Source organism: Plantactinospora sp. KBS50 (assembly GCF_002285795.1).
Lineage (GTDB): Bacteria > Actinomycetota > Actinomycetes > Mycobacteriales > Micromonosporaceae > KBS50.
Map to the genome: position 1 here is coordinate 3,544,967 of NZ_CP022961.1, position 19,592 is coordinate 3,564,558.

Below are 19,592 nucleotides of genomic sequence, written 5' to 3' on the forward strand. Positions count from 1 at the left end.
TCACAGGCCGAGGGCCGGCGTGACCACCTGCGGTGCGTGCTCGCCCGGCGCCGGGTGCACGATCAGCTGCGCCAGGCCGTGCGGCACGCCGTCCAGCACGAACCGGCCGGACGCGTCGGACTGCACGACCTGCGCCGGGCCGGGCGCGGGGTGCCGCAGCTCGACCCGGACGGCGGCGCCGGGCGCCAGCCAGCCGTCGATCCGGACGAGGCCGTCCGGGCGGTCCACGATCGTGATCATCACGGTACGGCTCTCCGCGTCGAACGTCAGGGTGCGGGTCCGCTCCGTACCGCGCACCCCGCCGACGAGCTGCTCGTCGCGCAGCCGGGCGACCTCCCGGTCGAGGTCGTCGAGGGCCAGCACGAGGCGTACCCGGTCGTCCAGGTCGGTGGGCGGCGGGTCGAGCCGGGTGAGCACCACGGCCAGATGGTCCAGGATCGCCTGGTCCAGGTCGTCGATCGGCTGGTCGGCGGAGTGCGGGGCGGTCATGTCGGACTCCACGTCGGATCGGCTGCCAGCACCTCCCGCAGCTTGGCCAGGCACCGGCCACGGGTCGGTCCGATGCTGCCGCGCGGCATGCCCAACGCCTCGGCCACCGCCGTGTAGTCGGGGCGGTTGACGTGGGCCACGATCCGCAGCAGCGCCTGGCACCGCTCCGGCAGCCGCGCGACGTGCCGCCACAGCGCCCGGTCGCGTTCCTCGGACAGCAGCAGGTCGATCGCGCCCGGGTCCGGGTCCGGCGAGGACTCCAGGATCGTCACGTCGTGCGGCGCCTGCCGCTGCGCGAGCCCGCGTACCCGCCAGGACTCCCGGCGGGTGGCGGTCACCAGCCACGCGGTGAGCGCCCGCGACGACCGTATGGTGTGCAGCGCGCGCACCAACTCCAGCCAGGTCGTCTGGACGACGTCGGCGGCCTCCTCGGTGGTGAGGCCCTGCGCCCGGGCGACGCGCCAGAGCAGCGGGTTGAGCTCCCGCACCACGTCGTTGAGGGCGTCCCGGTCGCCCGCCCTGGCCCGTTCGAGACAGTCCGCGAGGCGGGCCACCCGGTCGTGCGGTGCTTCCGCGTGCTCCATCGGGGTTTCCGAAACGCTTGCCACGGCGTCAGTCCGGCAGCCGCGCGGGTGCCGGCACCATCGACTGGGCGAGCCGGCCCGCATACCGGGCCGCGGCGAACGACGTGCCGCTCCAGTAGGCGTACCCACCCTGCACGGCGACCGGGGTCGTGGTCAGCGGCATGGTGCTCACGACGTTGGTGCCCTCCTGCCACTCGCGCACCCACACCCCGTGGCTGCTGTAGGGCGCCCGCGAGGTCGGCGAGACCCGGGCTCCGACGCTGACCACCGTGAGCGTCGGGTCGGCCGCGAAGGCGGCCGGATAGACCGGGCTGTCCGTACCGCCGTTGCCGGCCGAGGCGACCACCGGCACGCCCTGGTCCGCCAGGCGTCGTAGCGCCGCCCGGACCGGCTCCATCTCCTGCCGCGCGCCGAGACCGGCGCGGCCGAAGGCGGTCAGCACGACGTCGATCCGCTGGCCCTCGCGGACCCGGTCGGCCAGCCAGTTCAGCGCGTGCGCCGCGTTCAGGTCGCTGACCCGGCCCGCGTCGCTCATCACCCGCAGCGAGAGGATCCGCGCGTCGGGCGCCGCGAGCCGGACCAGTCCGGCGAGAAAGGTGCCGTGCCCCCAGTGGCTGCCGAAGTCCGTACCGCCGCCGTCCGGGCCGCCGCCGTCGGGGCCGTCGCTGTCGGGGCCGCCGCTGTCGGGGCCGTCGCTCTCCTCGCCGTGGCTGTCCTGGCCGGCGATCTCCGCGATGGGGCGCGCCGGCGTCCAGTCCTGCGCCTCCTGCCAGTACGGGTCGCCGTCGGTCTCCACCAGCCAGTCGTGCTCCCGCACCCCGGTGTCCAGCAGCGCCACCACGGGCCGGCCGGCCGGGAACCGGCTCGCCGGCCGCCGCGGCGGCTTCGGCGGCATCACGTGCTCGGGTGCCGGAAGCCAGGCGACGGTGCCGTGCCCGCTCTTGCGGCCACTGGCCCGGTAGTACGGGTAGAGGCTGCGCTGCACCCGGGCGTCGTCCTCCACGGTGGCCGCCGCACACTCGTAGTCGGGCAGGCACTCCGGCACGGCGGCGTCGGAGCGGCCGGCCAACCGGCGGCAGGCGCGGGCGACGGCCACCGGGTCGCCCGTCACGGGCAGTTCGACCAGTTCGGTGCCGGGTGCCGTACGGGCGGCCGGCGGCGACAGCGGACGGCCGAGACCGGCCTGCGCCAGCAACCCGTTGAGCCGCTCGACCGTCTCCGGGCGCTGCACCACCCACGCCGGCGCGAGCACGACGTCGGGGCGGTAACGGCGATGGGACACCTGACCTCCCAAACGGTGCGGCCGATCCACTGCGGCCGGTTCACTCAAGCGACCGGCCCGCCGGCGCGGTCCGATGGTGACAGTCGAGCACGTCGCACTGCCGCGGCCCAACAGCCGACCGGGCATCATCAATGGCCGTCCGAGGTGTATCTCCAGGGCCCGTCCGCCCCCTGCGGGCCGCGGGCGCAACGTCGGCACGACGCCGGTGGGTCAGCCCCGCCCCGACCACCGGCGCACCACGGACCGCGCGGAGCCCCGGGCGGCGCGGGCGCCGCCCAGCAACGCCCGGCCGGCACGGGCCGGCCCCGCGGCGCTGAGCAGGTCGATGGTGCGTCGGGCCTCCACAAGCGACCGCTCCCGCTCGGCGACCAGCCGCTCCCAGGCGTCCGCCGCGGCGCGGGCCGCGGCCAGCTCGGCCACGAGCCGGTCCCGGGTCCGCACCAGCTCGCGGAAGGCCGGCATGTCCGGCCGGCGCTCCCGCTCGCCGGGTGCGCCGGGTGCGGACCCGGCCGCCGGGTCAGGCTCGCGGCCGGCCGGCACGACCGGACCCGGTCCGGCGCCGGCCGGCTCCGCCGACGCCGGGTCCCGACCGGCCATGCCGGCCAGGATGGCGGCCAGCTCCGCCTCGCCGGTCGCCGCCGGCCACGGATGCGGGTGGTCGCCGGCCAGCAGCAGGGCCGCGCAGCGCCGCAGCGCCGCGGCGGGATCGCCGGCCGGCGCGAGCGGGACGAGACGGCCGCCGGGCTCGACGATCAGCCGGTCCGCCGGTACGCCGGCCGCGTTTCCGGCCTGCCAGTCCCGGAGCAGGTCGCGCACCGCCGGCAGGTCGTGCCGCAGGCAGGCGGTGAGCAGTACGCGCCACAGCGTCGGCCCGGCCGGCACGGCAACGCCGTCCGCCGCCGACCCGGCCGGGCGGCGCAGCCAGCCGCCGGCCGCCGCCGGCCGCAGCACACCCGTCGGCTCGGCCGTGGCCAGCACCGCCGCCGGTGGCTGACCGCCGGGCGGGTCCGCGCCGGCCGCCGGACGCGCCCCCGACCCGCGGTCGGGATCATCCGACCCGTCGTCGGCGCGGCGCCGGGCCAGCAGTACCCAGCCCGGCGCCAGTTCCCCGGCCATGCCGTGCCGCAGCGCGTCGGTGGCCAGCCGGACCGGGTCGGTGAGGACGGCCTCCGCCGGTGCGCACGCGACCGCCAGGGTGGACTCCAGGAAACCGGTGATCGCGGCGTCGGCCAGCACGTCCGCGCCGAGCAGCACGGTGGGCTCGTACGCACCGGGAAAGCCGGCATAGCTGTCGGTGACCGTGAGCCCGGCGCCATCGAGGTACGCCAGCACCCGGCGCAGACCCGCCGGCCGGCTCGGGTCGTACTCCTCGGGTGTGCCCCAGTCGGTGTCCGTGCGTTCCCGCGGCAGGGCCACCAGCCGGTGCAGGCCCAGCAGGTTCTCCATGCCGAGCAGCAGCCGACCGCCCGGACGCAGGGCGGCCAGCAGCAGCTCCAGCCCTTCCGCCCAGGGCAGTTGCGCACCCTCGGCCGAGGCCAGCCGGCGGAGGCCGTCGAGCGCGATCACGGTGTCGTACGGCGGTTGCGCCGGCAGCTTCTCCGGGCCGCCGCAGCAGACGGTGATCCGCGGCCGGTGCCGGTACCGCTCGGCCAGCGCGTCGGCGTCCGGCACGCCGCGCACGAGCAGCGTGAGGTCGCCGTCGGGCAGCCCGTCGAGCAGGTCCGGGTGGTGCGGGCCGGCGACCAGGGTACGTCCGCGGGCCAGCGCCAGCAGCGGCGACAGCGCCGCGCCGCGGACCGGTCCGGGCCCGTGCCGGCCGTCGAGATCCGACCAGTTGAGCATCTCGCCGCCGATCAGCCGTACGGTCACCGCGCGGTCCCCTCGGCGCGGGCGGCGGCGGCCGTACCCCGGCCCGGACCGGCCGGGTCGCGGGGCGGACCGGCCGGGTCGCGGGGCGGACCGGCGGGCGGCGGGTCCGGCCAGTGGAACAGCCGGCGCAGCTCGGCCGGCGGCGCGAGCCGGTCCGCGCCCAGTTCGGCGGCCGCGACCTGCCGGGCCACGACCGGGTCGACCCGCTCGCCGTGCAGGTCGGCCCACTGCCGCCGGACCCGTCGCTGGCCCCCGAACCGCGGATCCTCCCGTTCGAGCCGCATCGGATCGCCGTACACCGCCGGCTCGCAGCCGGCCAGCGCGCCGTACAGGATGGCGCTGCTGAGCCGGTTGGAGGCCACCCGCCGGTGCCGGCGCAGCTCGGTGAGCTGGCGGTGCAGGAACCCGGGATCGAGATCCTGGTACCTGCCACCCCGGTAACCGTGGCAGATCACCCGGAACCCGGCCCGCTCGTACCGGCGCCTGATGCGCGCGGACTGGTACTCCTGCCAGTACAGGCAGATGGTGACCGGTCCCGGCTCGGTTGCCCGGATGGTCCCGATCAGCCGGTGGTGGTCGCCGTGCACGCGCTGGCCCTCCCAGCCGTGGAACGGGTACCAGATGGTGCCCTCCCGGGGTCGACGCTCGGCCGGTTCCGGCTCCATCCGCAGCAGGTACGCCCAGGGCGAGCCGATCACGTAGCCCTGCCGGCGGCCCAGCGACCAGGCCCGGCGGCGGGTGCGCTCGGACCAGAGGAAGACCGGGATCCCGGGGATGAACTCGTGGTCGGCCGCGAGCCCGTCGCCGATGTTCCACCCGTGTTGGAGGTAGCCGCGGACCCGCGGTGGGGTGTCCGCGGCCAGGCCGCAGTAGCGGGCCAGGACACCGGTGTGCCCGTAGTAGTGGTTGGCGTGGTGCACGGCGTCAGTCCGAACTCCCACGCACCGTCGACACCGTCGCCTCCCGCACCATCGCCGTCGTCGCGGATCGGGCCGTGCCGGATCCGCCCGGACCCGTGCGGATCCGGCACATGATCCTGGCCGGGCCGCCTTTCGGTACGGTGACCAGCCGGCCAAGCCCCGGGAAACGGGCGGAAAAGCCGCCGCCACCCGCGGACGGGTGCTCGGACGCGCCGCCGCCGGCGGGACGGGTGCTCGGACGCGCCGCCGCCGGCGGGACGGGTGCGTAGATTGGGCCGGATGGACGAGGTGACGACGGTCGACCGGGTCCGGACCGACCGCGGCGAGCTGGCGCTGCGCCGGTCCGGACCGCACTACGAGATCATCAGCAACGGCGTCTTCCTGATGGACACCCGGGCCGGCGAGTCCGAGCGGCTGCTGGTCCGGGCGGCGCTGGACGCCGTCGGCCCCGGCTCCCGGATGCTGATCGGCGGGCTCGGCGTGGGCTTCTCGGTGGCCGAGGCGGTCGCGTCGACCCGGCCCGCGCAGATCGTCGTGGTGGAGATCGAGCGGACGTTGGTCCGCTGGCACCGCGACCACCTCGCGCCGTACAGCCGCAACGCGTTGGACGACCCTCGGGTGCGGGTCGTGGCCCGGGACCTCGTCGACTGGCTCGCCGAGACCCCGGACCGCTACGACGCGATCTGCCTGGACGTCGACAACGGTCCGGACTGGACGGTGTTCGACGGCAACGCCGCGCTGTACGGCCCGCAGGGGCTGGCGTTGCTGCGCGACCGGCTGGCCCCGGGCGGCGTGCTGGCGGTCTGGAGTGCCGCCGCCGCACCCGGGTACGCCGCCCGGCTGGCCTCGATCCTCGGCCCGGTCAGCGAGCTGCGGGTCGAGGTGCCGCGCGGCGAACCGGACGTGGTCTATCTGGCGCACCGGGTGTGACGCCGGGACCGTCGGCTCAGGCCGGGACCGTCGGCTCGGACACCGGGGCCGCCCAGTCGATCGTGTAACGCTGCTGCGGGCCGAGGGTCTTCTCCGGGTTCATGGCGGTCTTCGCCATCACCCGCATGAGCACCGGCAGCACCGCCCGGGCCAGCGGGCCGGGCGCCTTGGTCCGGTTGATCTTCGCGGCCCGGGCGGCGATGGCCTCCACCCGGGTCCGGCGCAGCCCCTCGTACGCCTCGAACGCCGACCGGACGTCGGGCAGGTCACGCAGGCAGCGGGCCAGCTGCACGGCGCTTTCCACGGCCAGCGACGCGCCCTGGCCGGAGCTGTTGGACGGTGCGTGCACGGCGTCGCCCACCAGCACCATCCGGTCCCGGTGCCAGTGCGGGACCGGCGGCATGATGTGCAGCGACCCGGACACCTGCAACGCGTCGGGGTCGCTGGTCCGCAGCAGGTCCCGGGCCGGGTCGTCGGCGCCGTACGCGGCCAGCAGCCGGCGCGTCCACTCCCGCGCCGGCACGGCGCGGGCCTCGGTGAGGCTCATCGGCCGGTCCTGCGGAAGGTTGACGCCCCACCGGGTGCCGCCGCCGGGCTCGGGCCAGTACAGGTAGTAGCCTCCCGCGCCGAAGGTGAAGGTCATGGTGCCGGCGGGGACGTCGACCCGGTGCGCGGCCACGGACTCGAAGCCGAGTACGCCGGTGTGCCGGGGCTGCGGCGCGTTCGGGTCGATGATCCGGCGCACGGTGGAGTGGATCCCGTCGGCGCCGACCAGGATGTCGGCGCTGGCCGTGCCGCCGTCGGCGAACTCGGCGGTGACGCCGGTCCCGGTTTGGTGCACGGCGACCAGCCGCCGGCCGTGCTCGATGGGCAGGCCCGCCGCGGTGGCCCGCTCGTGCAGGGCGCGGTGTACGTCGTTGCGGTGCACCACGCGCAGCGGTGGGACGCCCGCGAGGCTCGGCAGGTCGATCCGGCCGCGCCCGATGACCATCGCGGTGTGCTCGATGGGGGTGGCGCCGGCGGTCACCGCCTCGTCGGCGCCCACCAGTCGCAGCGCCGCGACCCCGTTGGGTGCCAGCGCCAGGGTGCCGCCCGGTCCGTCGGTGATGCTCGGGTACGCCTCGTACACGGTCGCGGCGATGCCCGCCCTGGCCAGCGCGAGCGCGGTGACCGGCCCGGCGATGCCCCGCCGATGATGATGGCTGTCCGTACGTCGGTCATGGAATGTCCCTCTCCTGTCGGTTGCGATGCGCGAACCGTCCCGGGAGGGCGCCGGCTATTCTCGTGGTTGCCGCCTCGTGCCGAGCGCCTGCCCAGGTGTGGTTCGAGGTCAAGGACCCCGGCGTGGTGTTGGCGCACCCGCCGGGGTCCGTCTTTGTCACTCCGTCGAGCTGGTCCTTTCCGCGAGCGCGGCGAACTCGGCCGGCATCTCGCCGGTCTCGTGGAACGTCCGCCACCCGGCCAGCCCCGGCAGCGTGCCCGCGTCGATCTCGGCGAGCAGCGAGCGGATCCAGTCCGCCTCGGCCCGCATGGCGGCCAGGTCGTACTCGTCCTCGATGAGGAACAGCCGGGGCACCTCCCGCAGGTGCCCGGCGAGGGTTTCCCGTGCCGCCGCGGCGTTGCGGTCCAACTGGGCCAGCCGGTCCCGCAGCAGGGCCGCGGCCTCGTCGGGGTGCAGCACGGGCAGCACCGACAGCCCGGCCCGGAACCTTGGATACTCCGGCTCGGGGCTGCTGATCAGCTCCCGGGCCCAGTCGAGCAGCTCGGCCCGGCCGGCGTCGGTGATCCGGTAGACGGTGCGCTCGGGCCGCCGGCCCTCGCGGACGCTCTCCACGGCGGCGATGAAGCCGTGTTTGTCCAGATTGCGGACCACCGTGTAGAGCGATCCCCATTTGATCGCCATGTCCTGATCCTTGCCCCAGCCGCGCAACGCGCCGGCGATCTCGTACGGGTGCATGGGGCGCTGGGCGAGCACCGACAGCACGGCCAGGCCGAGCAGGTTGCCGACCTTGCGTCGTTTCGCCATGGCACTCACCTCCGGACCACATACTCGCACACGAGTATGTGGTCCGCAAGTAATCGCGTACGAGGAACCTAGGTCCGGCCGACCGCCGCGTAGGTGGCGACCTCCGACCGGCCCGGCCGGTCGGCGGACTCCGGGCGCCAGTCGCTGACCGGCACCACGCCCGGATCCAGCAGTTCCAGTCCGGCGAAGAACGCCGCCACCCCGGCCTCGGTCCGCGGCCAGACATCCACCTGGCCCTTGTTCCCCAGCGCCGCGAACCGGACGGCCGTCTCGGGATCGACGAAATCGCTCGTGCCGTGCGTGGCCACCAGGTAGCTGCCCGGCGGCACCGCCCGGAGCAGGTCCGCCACGATCCGGTGCGCCTGCTGGTCGTCCCGGATGAAGTGCAGCACCGCGATCAACAGGATCGCCACCGGCTCCCGCAGGTCCAGCGTCTCGGCCAGCTCCGGAGACTCCAGGATGGACGCCGGCTCGCGCAGGTCGGCGTCCAGGTACCGGGTCGCGCCCTCCGGCGTGCCCACCATCAACGCCCGGGCGTGCGCGAGCACCATCGGATCGTTGTCCACGTACAGCACCCGGGACTCCGGCGCCACGGCCTGCGCCACCTCGTGCGTGTTGGCCGGGGCCGGCAGGCCGGCGCCGATGTCCAGGAACTGCCGGATGCCGGCCGTGCCGGCCAGGTAGCGGATGGCCCGGCCGTGGAAGGCGCGGCCCTCCCGGGCGGCGGTGCGGATCGGGGGATACACCGCGGCGATCCGGTCGCCGGAGTCCCGGTCCACCTGGAAATGGTCCTTGCCACCCAGCCAGTAGTTCCAGCGGCGGGCCGGGGAGACCGTGTGGGAATCCAGCCGGCGGTCCGGTGCGGTCTGGTCGGCGTCGCTCGTGGGCGGCACGGCGGTCCTCCGGAGACGGTGCGGACGGATGGCAGCGCTGCTCATGCTATCCATCCGGTTCGCCCCGCCCACGCCGGCACGGTCGCCGACCGGCGACCGCAGCGGCGCCGTCCCGATCCCGCGCCGCGCCGGAACGGTCAGCGCATGCCGGCCGGCGCCGCGTTGCCGGGCAACGCGGCGCCGGCCGGTGGCGTCACGCCGTACCGCGTCACGAGGTTTCTCGTCACGAGGTCCGGCGGCGCGTGCTGTTACGCAGCGCGGCCCGCCGCTCCGCCAACTCGTCCGCCCCGATCTCACCGCGGGCGAACCGCTCGGCCAGGGTGCGCTCGGCCGCGGCCCGCGCCTGTTGTCCCGGTGAGCGCCGGTACGCCAGGTAGCCGATCGCACCCAGCAGCACGGCCCAGAACAGGATGGGGAAGATGATCCACCAGCCCGGTCCGTGGCCGGCCCACGGGCCGCCGTTCCACGCCGGGTGTCCGTACGCCATCAGCAGTGTCGCCATCGTCGTCTCCCTCTCGACCCACCGGGCTCCGCGCTCGGATACCACCCATCGTCACCGTCCGAGGCGGTGGCGACGTCCGTCCGAGGACGACACCTGCGGTACGTCGCCGGTCGCAGCGGGCGCGGTCGATCCGCAACACCGGCATCACGGACGGCGCACCCCGGCACCGCGCCCGCCACGCCCGGCGGCGCGGGGTGGTGGACCGGCTCGGCTAGCATCGTGGGCCGTTCACAGCTTTCGTTGAGCCCACACCCAACATCGGGGGGAACCCACCCAATGCCATCCCTGAAGAAGGCCGCCGTCCTGGCCGCCGCCTCGCTCACCGCGCTCGCGCTCGCGGCGTGCGGGCAGCAGACCGGATCGACCGGCACGACCGAGGAGTCCAAGCCGCAGAGCGTGCTGGCCCTGCTGGCCAGCGACGCCGTCGGCTCGCTGAAGAAGACCGCCGACACCACCGCCAAGTCCACCTCGGTCACCCTCACCATGACCGGCACGGCCAGCGGCCAGAAGGTGCAGAGCCACGGGGTCGTGGCGCTCACCGAGCCGCGCGGCCTCGAGATGACCGTGCAGGACCCCAGCGAGGGCGAGATCACGGTACGGATGGTCGGCGACGCGATCTTCGTCCAGGTGCCCAAGGCGCAGCAGGCCATGCTCCAGGGCAAGAAGTGGCTCAAGATGGACCTCGGCGGCAAGGACTCCGCGGAGATGGCCAAGCAGTTCGACGACATGGACCCGGCCAAGGGGGTCCAGAGGCTGCTGGACGGCACGGACGTGACCGTGGTCGGCACCGAGACCATCGACGGCGTGCAGACCGTGCACTACGCCACCACCGGTTCGGTGGACAGCTACCTCGGGCAGGTCGACACCAAGCTCCGCAAGGAAACCCAGGCCTCGCTGGAGAAGGCCGGGGTCAAGGAGATCAAGACCGACCTGTGGGTGGACGAGCAGTACCGGCCGCGCAGGGTGCACATGGTGATGGGCGCCGTCAGCGACTTCACCATCGAGTACAGCGACTACGACAAGCCGGTCACGGTCACCGCCCCGCCGGCCGGTGAGGTCACCGACCTGTCGCAACTGCTCGGCAACCTGCCGAAGTAGCGCCCGGCACCGTACGCCAAGCCGAACACCGTGTGGCCCCGGCCGTTCGCCGGGGCCACACGCTGTTCACGGCGGAACTCGGCACGGCCGGAGCGAACCGATCGGCGGGCGGGGACGTACCTACATCCGGGTGTACGTGTTCATCGGGAGGTACGGTGCCAATGATGCGAATCGGTCCGCTGTCCGGGCTCGCGCTCCAGGTCGCCGTGCTGGCCGGGCTCGCCGGCACGGTGGGTGTCGGTCCGGCCGGCTGGCTCGTGGCCCTGGCCTACGGCGTCGGCACCTGCGCCGCGCTCACCCGCGGGCTGCACCGCCGCGGCGCCACCGCGCTCGGTCCCGCCGACCGGGTGACGCTGACCCGGGCAACCCTGGTCGGCGGCGTGGTGGCGCTCACCGTGGACTCGCTCGACCGGCCCGCTCCGGTCCCCGTACTCGTCGGGCTGACCGTGGTGGCCCTCGTCCTGGACGGCGTCGACGGGCAGGTCGCCCGGCGTACCGGAACGGTCAGTGAGCTGGGCGCCCGGTTCGACATGGAGATCGACGCGGTGCTCCTGATGGCACTCAGCGGGTACGTCGCCGCGACGGTGGCGCCGTGGGCGCTGGCCATCGGCGGCATGCGGTACGCGTTCGTCCTGGCCAGCTGGCTGCTGCCGGCGATGCGCCGGCCGCTGCCGCCGCGCTACTGGCGGAAGGTGGTGGCCGCGATCCAGGGCATCGTCCTGGTGTCGGTCACCGCCGGCGTGCTGTCCGGGCCGCTGGCGGTCGGGACGCTGCTGGCGGCGCTGGCCCTGCTGGTCGAGTCGTTCGGTCGGGACGTGCTGTGGCTGTGGCTGCGGCGGGCGCCCCGGCCGTTCGCGCCCGGCGCGCCGCCCGCCCGCGCCGCGCTGCCGGCACGCCGTTTGCCCGTCGAGCATCCCTTCGTCGAGCATCCTCTCGTCGAGCATCGACCCCCCGCCGAGGGCCGGCAGCCCGTGGCCGTGCCGGTCGGCTCCTTCTCCCGGCCCTGAGCAGTCTCCCGGCCTCCGGCCCGGACAGACCGCGACCGGGCCGCCCGCACCGCCCGCACCGGCGGGCTCCCGCACCGTTCCACGAGAGGTTGTCGATGTCACCAGTCATGCGCGTGCGCGGAGGGCGAACCGGCCGGACCGCGGCCCCGGCCGCGGCGCAGTCCGGCGCCGCGCCGGACGGGACCGCCGCACCGTCGGGCGCCGCCGCGCCGGAGGCGGCCGGGCCGACCTCGCGGACCCGGCGGGTGCTGGCCCGGACCGCCACCGTGCTGGCCGCCCTGGCCGTGCTGTTCGCCCTGATCGCGCCGAACCGGGTGGACCGGCTCACCCCGGCCAGTTCGTGCGCATCCCCGGCGAGGCGCTGCTCGGCGCCGCCCTGGTGCTGCTGCTGCCGCCGCGCACCCGCCGGATCGGCGTGGTCGTCCTGGGCGCGGCGCTCGGCGTGCTGACCGTGTTGAAGTTCGCCGACATGGGCTTCTACATGGTCATGGCGCGGCCCTCCGACCCGATGATCGACTGGCCGTTCATCGGCGCCGGGGTCGGCTACCTCGCCGAGTCCGCCGGCCGGGCCGCGAGCGTCGCGGCCGTGATCGGGGCGATCCTGGCCGTCGTCGCCGTGCTCGTCCTCATGGTCCTGTCGGTACGCCGGGTGACCCGTGTGCTGGTGGCGCACCGGCTCCCCGCCATCCGGGCGGTCACCGCGCTCGGCGCCGTCTGGATCGTCTGCTCCCTGATCGGCGTGCAGTTGGTGCCGGGGGTGCCGGTGGCCGCCGACAGCGCCGCGGCGCTCGCCTACAAGCACACCCGGCAGGTGGACGCCGGCCTGCGCGACCGGCAACTGTTCGCCGCCGTGACCGGCGACGACCCGTTCCAGAACACCCCGGGCACCCAGTTGCTGAACGGCCTGCGCGGCAAGGACGTCCTCGTGACGTTCATCGAGAGCTACGGCCGGGCCGCGGTCGAGGATCCGCAGATCGCCCCCGGGGTCGACGCCGTGCTCGACGACGGTACCCGCCGGCTGCGGGCCGCCGGCTTCGACGCGCGCAGCGCGTTCCTCACCTCCCCCACGTACGGCGGCGGCAGTTGGCTGGCCCACTCCACGCTGCTGTCCGGGGTCTGGGCGGACAACCAGCAGCGCTACAGCATGCTGGTGAACAGCACCCGGCTGACCCTCAACGGCGCGTTCCGCCGGGCCGGCTGGCGGACCGCGCTCGTCATGCCCGCGCTCGACCAGCGCTGGCCGCAGGCCCGGTTCTTCTCCTCGGACCGGATCTACGGCGCCGGCGACCTCGGCTACCAGGGGCCGAAGTTCGGCTTCGGGCCGGTGCCGGACCAGTACACGCTGGGGGCGCTGCAACGGCTCGAACGCGCGCCCGGGCACACCCCGGTGATGGCCGAGACGGTCCTCGTCTCCAGCCACTCGCCGTGGACCCCGTGCCCGCGGCTGCTCGGCTGGGACGAACTGGGCGACGGATCGGCGTACGCGCCGATGGCCGCCGGCAGCAGCTCGGCGGACGCCCTCAAGCGCAGCCCCACCCAGGTCCGCGCCGACTACCAGCGGACCATCGAGTACTCGCTGAACAGCCTGATCTCGTACGTGCAGACGTACGGTGACGAGAACCTGGTGCTGGTCTTCCTCGGCGACCACCAGGCGGCGCCCGTGGTCAGCGGCGAGGGGGCCAGCCACGACGTGCCGATCACCATCGTGGCCAAGGACCCGGCCGTGCTGGACCGGATCTCCGGCTGGGGCTGGCAGCCGGGGCTCAACCCGGACCCGCGGGCGCCGGTGTGGCGGATGGACACCTTCCGGGACCGCTTCCTGACCACCTTCGCCGGGTAGGCCGCCGGCGATGGGTGGACGGGTTCGCGGCATCCTGCGCTCGCTGGTCATCTACCACGGGCAGCCGGCCAAACACCGCCGGGCGGTCCGGCTCTACCGGGAGTTCCTGGCCCCCGGCGACCTCGGCTTCGACATCGGGGCGCACGTCGGCGGCCGGGTCCGCACCTGGCGGCGGCTCGGCGCCCGGGTGCTGGCGGTCGAGCCGCAGCCGGACTGCCTGCGGACGCTGGGGCTGTTCTTCGGCCGGGACCGGCACGTGACGATCGTGCCGGTGGCGGTGGGCGCCGAGCCCGGCCGGGCCACGCTGGCGCTGTCCACCGCCACCCCGACGGTCTCGTCGCTCTCGCCCGACTGGATCCGGTCCGTCTCCACCGACGGCGGCTTCCGCCGGGTGCGGTGGGACCGGCGGGTCGAGGTGCCGGTCACCACCCTCGACCGGCTCATCGCCGAACACGGCGAACCGGCCTTCTGCAAGATCGACGTGGAGGGGTTCGAGCTGGACGTGCTGCGCGGCCTCTCCCGGCCGCTGCGCGCGCTGTCCTTCGAGTACCTGCCGCCGGCGCACGATGCCGCGCTGGCCGCGCTGCGGCTGGTGGGCGAGCTGGGCGCGCCGGCCGGCGGGTACGTCTACAACTACTCCCCCGTGGAGACGATGCGGTTCGCCAGCGACCGGTGGCTCGACGCGGCGGACCTGGCCCGGCTGCTGGAGCGGTACCGCCCGAGCGGCCGCTCCGGTGACGTGTACGCCCGGCTCCGCCCGGCCGGAGCCGGGGTCAGTCCTCGATCGGGGTCCGCGGAGCCGGAACGTGACCCGACCCCGGGCGCGCATCCGGATCCGACACCGGATCCGGATGCGGCACCGCGACCAGGGTGAGGACCAGGCCGCCGGCGACCAGGAACCGGCCGGCGAACCGGTCCAGCCGCCGGCCGCCGACCGTCGGGCCGGGCACCAGCAGGCGGGCCGTGAACGTGCCCGCGGCGGTGAAGGTGAGGTCCGCCTCGGCGAAGTCCAACCAGCGCCCGGTGAGCGGGAACCACGCCTTGTAGACGCTCTCCTTGGCGCTGAACAGCAGCCGGTCCCAGCAGCGGTCCGGATGCTGGGCGGTGAGCGCGTCCAGCCGGACCCGTTCCTCCGGCAGGGTGACCAGGCCGAGCACCCCGTCGGGCAGCGCGGCGTGCGGTTCGGCGTCCACGCCCACCGACGCGAGCGCGGCGGCCGGGGCGAGCACGGCACCCCGGTAGCCGTCGCAGTGGGTCATGCTGCCGACCACGCCGTCCGGCCAGACCGGCGCGCCGCGCTGCCCCGGCAGGATCGGCACGGCCGGGTGGCCGAGCCGGTGCAGGCCTGGCGGGCACAGTGCCGCACGGTGGTGAACTCGCGCCGCCGCTTGTCCACGGCCCGGGCCAGCAGGTGCGCCTCGGCCGGGTGCGGGGCCAGTCCGGGCGGATCGTCGAGGGCCTCCACGGCGACCGCGCCGGGCGGCAGGATGGGCTCGATCATGCCGGCAGCACCACCCGGGGCAGCATGGGCTCGCCGCGGCGGCGCCACTCCCGGGGATAGCCCAACGAGACCTCCTCGAAGCGCACCCCGTCGTGCCAGGTGGTCCGCGGGATGTGCAGGTGGCCGTAGACCACGACGCTGGCCCGGAACCGCACGTGCCAGTCCGCCGTCCGCTCGGTGCCGCACCACTGCGCGAACTCGGGGTACCGCAGCACCCGCGTCGGGTCCCGGACCAGCGGGAAGTGGTTGACCAGCACGGTCGGCAGCGCCGGGTCCGTCGCGGCCAGCCGCGCCTCGGTGAGGGCCAGCCGGGCCGCGCACCAGGCGTCCCGACCCGGGTACGGGTCCGGGTACAGCAGCCACTCGTCGGTGCAGACCACCCCGGCGTCGTACGCCCGGCGCAGCGACTCCTCCTTGGTGTCCGTCCCCGGCGCCCGGAACGTGTAGTCGTAGAGGACGAACAGCGGGGCCACGGTGACCGGGCCGCCCTCGCCGGTCCACACCGGGTACGGATCCTCGGGGGTCAGCACCCCGAGCTGCCGGCACATCTGCACCAGTTCGGCGTACCGGGCCTCGCCCCGGGACTGGACCGGGTCGTCGCGCACGGTCCACAGTTCGTGGTTGCCCGGCGCCCACAGCACCGTCTCGAACCGGTCGCGCAGCAGCGCGAGGGCCGCGCGCACGTCGGCGAAGCGCTCGCCGACGTCGCCGGCCACGATCAGCCAGTCGTCGGGCTCGGTCGGGCGCAGCCGATCCACCACCGCCTGGTTGTCCGGGTGCCGGACGTGCAGGTCACTCACCGCGAGCAGCCGACCCACGGTCACCCACCGAAGGGTACGGCCGAGCCGCCGTGCCCGCGTACGTGCATGCGTCCCCCGTTTCAGATCGGTGCCGACGGTACCGGCCGGCCTCGATCAACGCTATCCGGTCCGCCGGCCTCCGGTACAGTCACCCTGGCGCGACCGGCGGCCAGCAGGACGATCAGGCCGGCGGCGCAGAGTCCGGCGCTGAGGCCGTACGCCAGCCGGTAGCCGACGTGCGCGGCCAGTCCCAGCAGCGGGCCGGCGAGGATCGCGCCGATCGGGAAGCTGTTGGTGAACAGCGTGGTCGCCCGGCCGGGATGGTGCGGCAGCAGTTCCTGGAGGTACGAGATGCCCAGGCCGGACACGGCGGCGATGAAGACCGCGTTGACGACCTGCCCGGCGGCGAGCACCCCCAGGCTCGGCGCCGCGGTGGCCAGGACGTAGTAGCCGATGCCGCATCCGGCGCCGGCCAGCACCAGCCGGCGCAGCGGGATCCGGCTGGTGAGCAGGCCGAGGGCCACCATCAGCGGAATCTCCAGCGCGGCGCAGAGCCCGAGGATGAGCCCGGCGTCCGCGGCCGGCGCACCCAGGTCGGTACTGATGAACAGCGGCAGCGCCTGCATGCCGAGGGTGAGCGGGCACTGCAGCATGGTGAACGCGGCCACGGTGGCCACCAGCACCCAGCGCGGCGGCACGCCGCCCGCGCGGTCCGACGGCGGGACGCCGCCCGCGCGGTCCGACGCCGGGACACCGGCCGCGCCGACCAACGGCGGGACACCGGCCGCGCCGGCCAACGCCGGGGCACCGGCGGCGCCGTCCGACGCCGGGACACCGGCCGCGTCATCCGGTGCCGGAACGGCGCCGGGGCGCTCCGGCGGCGGGACGTCCACCGCGGCCGGGCCGCCGCCGGATGACACGGTGCCGACCTCGGTCAGCAGGCCGGCCGCCACCAGCGCGGCGACCGCGTACATCACCGCCGCCGTGCCGTAGACCAGCCGGAAGCCGCCGGTGTCCAGCAGGACGGCGGCCACCGCCGGACCGGCCACCCAGGCGAGCGAGAAGAGGGTACGGAACGCGTTGATGCCCATCGCCGTGCGCTCCGGGCTGTCGCGCTGGAGCACCTGGCGGGCGTACGCGAAACTCTGCGGGAACAGCGAGTTGGCCACCGCCGCCGCGGTGACGGTCACCGCGAGCAGCACCCAGTAGTTGCGCACGAACGCCGTCACGCTCGCGCTGGCCAGGCCGGCCAGGGCCGCGGCGACCAGCAGGTTGCGCCGGACGGGCCGCCGGTCCGACAGCCGGGCCAGCAGCGTGGACGCGACGACGCCGGCCAGCGGGGTGGCCACCAGGAACACGGTGACCAGGCTGGGACCGGCGTGCACGGCCGTGCGCAGGAACAGCGAGAGGAACGGCAGCACGAGCGCGGTGGAGAGGCCGACGGCGAGGAAGACCAGGCTCAGCGGGAGCAGCGTGCGGATGAGCGGCCGCGGACGCGTCGGCGGGTGCACGGCCATGTCCGCACCGTACCCGCCGGGCCGCCGCCGGGCGCTCGCGGATCCGGCGTACGGCCCGGGGCCGCACAGCGGGAAGCCGCGGCCGTTGGACGGAGGCCCGTCCAGCGGCCGCGGCTTCCCGCGGAGACCGGGGGTGTCAGACCCGACGCCGGCCCATGATGCCGGCGACCAGGGCGACGCCGACGGCCGCGAAGACGACCTGGATCAGCAGTTCGATCCAGTCGATGCCGGCCGTGTCGGCCACCCCGAGGGCTCCCGCGACGAACGTACCGACGATCGCCGCGATCACGCCGATGAGCAGGGTCAGCAGGATCCCGATGTTCTGCTTCCCGGGCACGACCAACCGGCCCAGTGCGCCGATGACCAGCCCGATGACGATGGCGGTGATGAAGCCCGTTACCTCCACGAGGTCCCTCCTTGGTGTGTTGCCGTGAACGCCGTTGTCGTGCCCAGAGCCAACCGCCGGCCAAACCTGTGCGGAATCCGCCGGACGAAGTTGTTGTCGAACTGTCATCCGTACCGGCTGGCCCGGCCCCGGCTCGTCGGCTACCCGCGGGCAGGCTCGTCGATCACCGCCGGCCGCGGGGGTGCCGCGGCCGTCGGCCCGCTGCGCTGGTTCGGGACGGTGACCGCGTTGAGGATCTGGCGGTGGGTCAGCCAGCCGACGATGCCGCCGGTCCCGCGGTCGGCCACCGGCAGGGCCGAACCGTGCCGGATCATGCGGGCCAGCGCCTCGTCGAGGGTGTCGTCGGGATGCACCGCCGGCACGGTGCGAGCGAGGCTGGCCGCCGTGACGTCGTCGGCGCCGTCCCGCAGCGCCGCCTCGATCTCCCGGGCCAGGACGACGCCGCGCAGTTCGCCGGCCGGATCCACGACCGGCAGGGCGCTCGCGCCGCCGGCCAACCGGGCGGCCAGTTCGGGCAGGGCGGTGGCGGAGTCCACCGGTACCGGCAGCGGCCCCATCGCGGTCGCGACGGTGGCCCGGTCCAGCGGTCCCGGCGCGGCCCGGTCCAGGTCGATCCCGCGGCGGCGCAGCTTGCGGGTGTAGATCGTGTCCGCCGAGATCAGCCGGGACAGGCCGGCCGCGAGGGCGATGGCCACCATGAGCGGCAGCACGATGCTGTACTCCCCGGTCAGCTCGAACATGATGACCACGGCGGTGATCGGCACCCGGGCGGCTCCGGCGAAGACCGCACCCATGCCCACCAGCGCGTACGCCCCGGCCGGGCCGGTGAACTGCGGGAGCAGCGTGTGCGCCGCGGCGCCGAACGCGGCGCCGAGCATCGCGCCGATGAACAGCGACGGCGCGAACACGCCGCCGGAGCCGCCGATGCCGATGGTGAGGCTGGTGGCGAGCATCTTGCCGAGCAGCAGCACCAGCAGGAAGACCACGGCGTACCGGCCGGCCACGGCGGCGCCCAGCACCGGGTAGCCCACCCCGTACATCTGCGGCAGCACCAGCAGCAGGCCGCCGAGCAGCACCCCGCCGGCGGCCGGCCGGAGCCACTCCGGCCCCCGCCACAGCCGGTCGCACAGGTCCTCCACGAGGTAGAGGATGCGGCTGAACCCGACCCCGACGAGCGCGCCGAGCAGGCCCAGCAGGGCGTAGAGCAGGTATTCCACCGGCGAGTCCACCCGGAACGTTGGCAGGCTCAGGAACGGGTGGTCGCCGAGGATGGCCCGGCCGATCGCCCCGGCCGTCACCGAGGCCAGCACGACCGCGCCGAAGGACTCCACCGCGAAGTCGCCCAGGATCAGTTCCATCGCGAAGAAGACGCCCGCGACGGGCGTGTTGAAGGTCGCCGAGATGCCGCCGGCGGCGCCGGCGGCCACCAGCAGGCTCAGCCGGGACTCCGGCAACCGGACCCAGCGGCCGACGGTGGAGCCCAGCGCCGATCCGATCTGGACGATCGGCCCCTCCCGGCCGACCGACCCGCCGCCGCCGATGCAGACCGCGCTGGCCAGGGCCTTCACCACGGCCACCCGGGCCCGGATCCGGCCGCCCCGGCGGGCCACCGCGTACATCACCTCGGGGACGCCGTGCCCGCGGGCCTCCCGGGCGAAGCGCTGCACCAGCGGCCCGTAGAGCAGCCCGGCCACGACGGGCGCGAGCACCACGAACCAGCGGCCGAGTCCCGGCAGCAGCGGATGCGGCCCGCCGGGGGCGCTGGTGTAGTCGGCCTGCCCGGACAGCAGCCGGGTCGCGGTCACGATCAGCCAGCGGAAGGCCACCGCGCCGAGCCCGGCCCCGCCCCACCAGGAGTGACAGCACCAGCAGGCCGCCAGGGCCGCCGCGGATCTGGTCACCGAGCCGGACGGAGATCCGGCCGGGGA

The 19,592-nt window shown here is 75.0% G+C and carries 20 protein-coding genes and 1 pseudogene; 6 read left to right on the forward strand and 15 right to left on the reverse strand.

Features of this window, described 5'->3' with window-relative positions:
• The 5 genes from CIK06_RS15750 to CIK06_RS15770 all read right to left on the reverse strand — a co-directional run bounded on the left by CIK06_RS15750 (position 1) and on the right by CIK06_RS15770 (position 5,144).
• Complete coding sequence (locus CIK06_RS15750) at positions 1–489, reverse strand: hypothetical protein (RefSeq protein ID WP_157756785.1); 489 nt, start codon at positions 487–489, stop codon at positions 1–3.
• The gene (locus CIK06_RS15755; RefSeq protein ID WP_095565460.1) at positions 486–1,073 is read right to left on the reverse strand and encodes an RNA polymerase sigma factor; all 588 of its coding nucleotides are present in this window, start codon (positions 1,071–1,073) and stop codon (positions 486–488) included. The genes CIK06_RS15750 and CIK06_RS15755 overlap by 4 nt, the downstream gene beginning before the upstream one ends.
• 28 nt (positions 1,074–1,101) lie before the next feature.
• Positions 1,102–2,355, reverse strand: a complete 1,254-nt coding sequence (locus CIK06_RS15760) for a S8/S53 family peptidase (RefSeq protein ID WP_157756786.1) — start codon at positions 2,353–2,355, stop codon at positions 1,102–1,104.
• A gap of 210 nt (positions 2,356–2,565) precedes the next feature.
• A complete protein-coding gene (locus CIK06_RS32155; protein WP_095565462.1) occupies positions 2,566–4,224 on the reverse strand; it encodes a hypothetical protein in 1,659 nt (552 codons plus the stop codon).
• On the reverse strand, positions 4,221–5,144 hold the full coding sequence (locus CIK06_RS15770; protein WP_232534315.1) for a hypothetical protein: 924 nt from the start codon (positions 5,142–5,144) through the stop codon (positions 4,221–4,223). Before CIK06_RS15770 ends, CIK06_RS32155 begins: the two co-directional genes overlap by 4 nt.
• Positions 5,145–5,423: 279 nt before the next feature.
• Between CIK06_RS15770 and CIK06_RS15775 the strand changes: the two genes are divergently transcribed.
• Entirely contained in the window at positions 5,424–6,074 is a 651-nt protein-coding gene (locus CIK06_RS15775) for a hypothetical protein (RefSeq protein ID WP_095565463.1), read from the forward strand.
• A 16-nt stretch (positions 6,075–6,090) separates the two neighbouring features.
• On the opposite strand, the gene CIK06_RS15780 is transcribed toward CIK06_RS15775, so the two are convergent.
• The 4 genes from CIK06_RS15780 to CIK06_RS15795 all read right to left on the reverse strand — a co-directional run bounded on the left by CIK06_RS15780 (position 6,091) and on the right by CIK06_RS15795 (position 9,495).
• On the reverse strand, positions 6,091–7,203 hold the full coding sequence (locus tag CIK06_RS15780) for an NAD(P)/FAD-dependent oxidoreductase (protein ID WP_232533656.1): 1,113 nt from the start codon (positions 7,201–7,203) through the stop codon (positions 6,091–6,093).
• Positions 7,204–7,452: 249 nt separating this feature from the next.
• Positions 7,453–8,100, reverse strand: coding sequence for a PadR family transcriptional regulator (locus CIK06_RS15785; protein ID WP_095565464.1), 648 nt, complete (start codon positions 8,098–8,100; stop codon positions 7,453–7,455).
• 68 nt (positions 8,101–8,168) lie between these two features.
• Complete coding sequence (locus tag CIK06_RS15790) at positions 8,169–8,993, reverse strand: SAM-dependent methyltransferase (RefSeq protein ID WP_232533657.1); 825 nt, start codon at positions 8,991–8,993, stop codon at positions 8,169–8,171.
• A 223-nt stretch (positions 8,994–9,216) separates the two neighbouring features.
• Entirely contained in the window at positions 9,217–9,495 is a 279-nt protein-coding gene (locus tag CIK06_RS15795; RefSeq protein ID WP_198347880.1) for an SHOCT domain-containing protein, read from the reverse strand.
• 276 nt (positions 9,496–9,771) lie between these two features.
• Here CIK06_RS15795 and CIK06_RS15800 point away from each other — a divergent pair, with 276 nt between their 5' ends.
• The 5 genes from CIK06_RS15800 to CIK06_RS15820 all read left to right on the forward strand — a co-directional run bounded on the left by CIK06_RS15800 (position 9,772) and on the right by CIK06_RS15820 (position 14,314).
• Complete coding sequence (locus CIK06_RS15800; RefSeq protein WP_095565466.1) at positions 9,772–10,593, forward strand: LppX_LprAFG lipoprotein; 822 nt, start codon at positions 9,772–9,774, stop codon at positions 10,591–10,593.
• Between the two features lie 161 nt (positions 10,594–10,754).
• Positions 10,755–11,600 carry a CDP-alcohol phosphatidyltransferase family protein gene (locus tag CIK06_RS15805; protein ID WP_095565467.1) on the forward strand — a complete coding sequence of 282 codons (846 nt, stop codon included), beginning with the start codon at positions 10,755–10,757 and terminating at the stop codon, positions 11,598–11,600.
• 113 nt (positions 11,601–11,713) lie between these two features.
• Positions 11,714–12,049, forward strand: coding sequence for a hypothetical protein (locus CIK06_RS31110; protein ID WP_157756787.1), 336 nt, complete (start codon positions 11,714–11,716; stop codon positions 12,047–12,049).
• Positions 11,941–13,440 carry a sulfatase-like hydrolase/transferase gene (locus tag CIK06_RS15815; protein WP_095565469.1) on the forward strand — a complete coding sequence of 500 codons (1,500 nt, stop codon included), beginning with the start codon at positions 11,941–11,943 and terminating at the stop codon, positions 13,438–13,440. Before CIK06_RS31110 ends, CIK06_RS15815 begins: the two co-directional genes overlap by 109 nt.
• Before the next feature lie 10 nt (positions 13,441–13,450).
• Positions 13,451–14,314 (forward strand): FkbM family methyltransferase, encoded by an 864-nt coding sequence (locus CIK06_RS15820; protein ID WP_095565470.1) that lies wholly within the window; start codon positions 13,451–13,453, stop codon positions 14,312–14,314.
• Here the strand turns inward: CIK06_RS15820 and CIK06_RS15825 are convergent.
• The 6 genes and pseudogenes from CIK06_RS15825 to CIK06_RS15845 form a co-directional block, all read right to left on the reverse strand.
• Complete coding sequence (locus CIK06_RS15825; protein ID WP_369916218.1) at positions 14,214–14,699, reverse strand: 4'-phosphopantetheinyl transferase; 486 nt, start codon at positions 14,697–14,699, stop codon at positions 14,214–14,216. The two genes, CIK06_RS15820 and CIK06_RS15825, sit on opposite strands and share 101 nt — an antisense overlap.
• Positions 14,700–14,720: 21 nt before the next feature.
• Positions 14,721–14,941: pseudogene (locus tag CIK06_RS32470) on the reverse strand (4'-phosphopantetheinyl transferase); the annotation flags it as partial.
• Positions 14,938–15,765, reverse strand: a complete 828-nt coding sequence (locus tag CIK06_RS15830) for a metallophosphoesterase (protein WP_095565471.1) — start codon at positions 15,763–15,765, stop codon at positions 14,938–14,940. The pseudogene CIK06_RS32470 and the gene CIK06_RS15830, both read right to left, overlap by 4 nt.
• Before the next feature lie 56 nt (positions 15,766–15,821).
• Positions 15,822–17,258: an MFS transporter gene (locus tag CIK06_RS15835; RefSeq protein WP_095565472.1), complete on the reverse strand. Its 1,437-nt coding sequence runs from the start codon at positions 17,256–17,258 to the stop codon at positions 15,822–15,824.
• 136 nt (positions 17,259–17,394) lie between these two features.
• Positions 17,395–17,664, reverse strand: a complete 270-nt coding sequence (locus tag CIK06_RS15840; protein ID WP_095565473.1) for a GlsB/YeaQ/YmgE family stress response membrane protein — start codon at positions 17,662–17,664, stop codon at positions 17,395–17,397.
• 140 nt (positions 17,665–17,804) lie between these two features.
• Positions 17,805–19,565 (reverse strand): chloride channel protein, encoded by a 1,761-nt coding sequence (locus CIK06_RS15845; RefSeq protein ID WP_198347881.1) that lies wholly within the window; start codon positions 19,563–19,565, stop codon positions 17,805–17,807.
• Positions 19,566–19,592: the final 27 nt, after the last annotated feature.